At 54.9% G+C, this 2,626-nt stretch carries 3 protein-coding genes; all 3 read left to right on the top strand.

What is annotated here, in order from left to right; translation table 11 throughout:
* The coding region (locus QZP87_RS00800; RefSeq protein WP_291321023.1) for a CpsD/CapB family tyrosine-protein kinase at nucleotides 1-603 on the top strand (603 nt) is incomplete at its 5' end.
* Nucleotides 604-649: 46 nt separating this feature from the next.
* A complete protein-coding gene (locus QZP87_RS00805) occupies nucleotides 650-1,423 on the top strand; it encodes a hypothetical protein (RefSeq protein ID WP_291321024.1) in 774 nt (257 codons plus the stop codon).
* 301 nt (nucleotides 1,424-1,724) lie between these two features.
* Nucleotides 1,725-2,626: exosortase (gene xrt / locus QZP87_RS00810; protein WP_291321025.1), on the top strand; the 902-nt coding region annotated here is incomplete at its 3' end.

Genomic DNA, 2,626 nt, shown 5'->3' on the forward strand with positions numbered 1-2,626 from the left:
GCAGAATTAAAACGCATCGCCGCCTACGTGGAAAACGCCATGACCAACGGCACCAACAAGCGCCTGGTAATTACCAGCCCTAATAAAGGAGAAGGTAAAACCATGCTTGCAGCCGGTCTGGCGGTACAGGCCGCCGGTACCTTCAGCTTCAAGGTCCTGGCAGTGGACCTGCACTGGCGTGCCCCCAGCCTGCACACATACTTTCAGAAGGAGCAGAACTTTGATGACTCCCAGGCCGGTAGTGCTGAACAGGTCCTTGGTTTTGTTCAGGAAACCGGGATAAGCGGACTGGATCTGCTGGCCGCCCCCAGAGAAACAAGGGCCGATAGAACTGAACTGGGCCTGAAACTCAGCCGGGAGGTTCTGGATAAGGCAATATCTCATTATGACCGCATTGTGGTGGATACCGGAGCCCTTTTTCCTCCCAACCGGTTCATGCTGGACCCCATGAATTATGCCCGCGATGCCGACGGGTCCATCATGGTCATCCTGGGCGGGGTCACCCCCAGGGAATCGGCCAAACGGGCCTCTTTGATGTTCAGCAATTCAGGTGCCCGGCTCATAGGCGTAGTAATGAATCAATGGCAAAACCCCCTGAAATAGTCTTCACCTGCTGCAACCATGCGCTCAGAATAAAAGGAGTGATCCCATGATATTTTTCTTCAAACTGTTTCTTACCATGGTCAAGGCCCGGAAAAAATACCTTTACCTGGCCCTGCTGCCCCCCCTGGTCTTTCTATTGCTTGCAGTCTTTTTCCCCCATTCTTACCGCATCCACCAGGACATAACAGCCGCGGACCACACCCTCCTGTCTCCCGGGCCCAACCCCATGGATATGGTTACCGTGGAGTCGGTTCTGCACAACCCCCAGTCCTTTTTCACTGACAACCAGGTCCTCATGGACCTCCGGGAAAACCTGCTCACCGGCGATGCAGTTGAACGGCCCGAGTGGGCCCAATGGCTGCCCTCCCGGTTTGCCGTGCATATCAAAAGAACCGTTCTGCAGGACATGTCCTTGGAATCCACCGGTGAAAACAAGCTGACCATGTCTTACCAGGGCCGGGACAGGGAACTGGGCGAGGCCCTGGTGAATTTTTATTCCCAGAGGCTGGTCTGGGCCGGTGAAAGAGCTCAGCGCAGAGCACTCACCAGGCCCGGGGCTGATCAGGCGGACGGGACCGGTCCGGCTGTAGCCCTGGAAGGCGGACCTTCCGTAGAAACAAGCCGGACTCTTCTCACCTGGGACAGGCTTACAACCGCCTTCTGGGTGCTGCTGGTTTCACTTCTGGCAGCCCTGGCCTTCATTTGGTTCAAAGAAAGCACCCGGCCGAAGCTGTACTCCGAAAGACAGGCCGCCAGGTATCTGGGCGTACCTGTTCTGGGGTCCATACCCGATATGGATCGCCTGGCCCGTTTTCAATAATGATACAGGCATCCCCGAACATATTTTTTTGGCATAAAGACTGCAGATATTTAATTAATGACTTACTAAAGCGGGCTACGCCCGCAACCCAATTTTTCTCACGCAAAGGCGCGAAGTACGCAAAGTTTAAGAGGCGAAGCAGAGGTATCCTGTCTTCCTTGGCGTCCTTTGCGCCTTTGCGTGAGGATATGTTTTTGGATTGCGGGCAAAGCCCGCGTTAGTCACAAAGCGCCTAACTCATTGATTTTACCGACTACCGACGCACAGTCGCACATACAACAGACGCAACCCAAGCAAACACATGAAAACAATCTCTCAAATCCCCCCCATCGCAGCAGCGGCCGCAGTATTGATGGTTTTCTGGTTCGCCGTATATTTCCCACACTTTTCGGTCCTTTTAGGCCATTGGAACCGGGAGGACTACAGCCATTGCTACCTGGTTGTTCCGGTATTTTTGTATATCCTGTGGATATCCCGTGAAAAAATCAAATCCTGCATGGGAGGCTCTGGACTGCCCGGTATCCTGGTCCTGGTCCTGGCCATGGCGGTCTTCATCATGGGCCGCCTGGGCTCTCTGGAGACCTTCGTCTACATCTCCATGTGGATGTCCCTGGCCGGCATGGCCCTTCTTTTATTAGGGCACAGATCTATACGGACCCTGATGTTTCCTTTTCTAATCCTGGTTTTTGCCATTCCCCTGCCCCCCTTCTTGAACAACATGCTCAGCTTCAGGCTCAAGCTGTGGTCCTCGGCCCTGGCTGAAAAGACCCTGCAGGCCTTATCCATCCCGGTTTACCGCGAAGGCAACGTCATCGACCTGGGCATAACCCAGCTGCAGGTGGTCGATGCCTGCAGCGGCCTGAGATACCTTTTCCCCACCATGCTCATGGCCCTGTTAATCGGGCGCTTTTTTCTGCGCAAAAACTGGTCCAGGACAATACTGTTCGTCATCAGCCCCCTTCTGACCCTGCTCTCCAATGCCCTGCGCATAGCTGTAACCGGAGTCCTGGTCCGTTATTTCAATCCGGAACTGGCCGAAGGGTTCTTTCATGACTTTTCCGGCTGGCTGGTTTACATGTTCACCCTGCTGTTTCTGGGGGGCCTGACCCTGCTGCTGCGCCGGGTGGAGAACAGGATGGACCGGGATAAACCCCGGGAAAGCACCTCCGGTGTCACCGCCGCAGCTGCAGCCGGACCCGGATA

The organism is Desulfonatronospira sp., from assembly GCA_003563255.1.
Lineage (GTDB): Bacteria > Desulfobacterota > Desulfovibrionia > Desulfovibrionales > Desulfonatronovibrionaceae > Desulfonatronospira.

Excerpts from the sequence above, each read along its gene's own strand:
- QZP87_RS00805 (WP_291321024.1), top strand. The coding sequence starts at position 650 with ATGATATTTTTCTTCAAACTGTTTCTTACCATGGTCAAGGCCCGGAAA.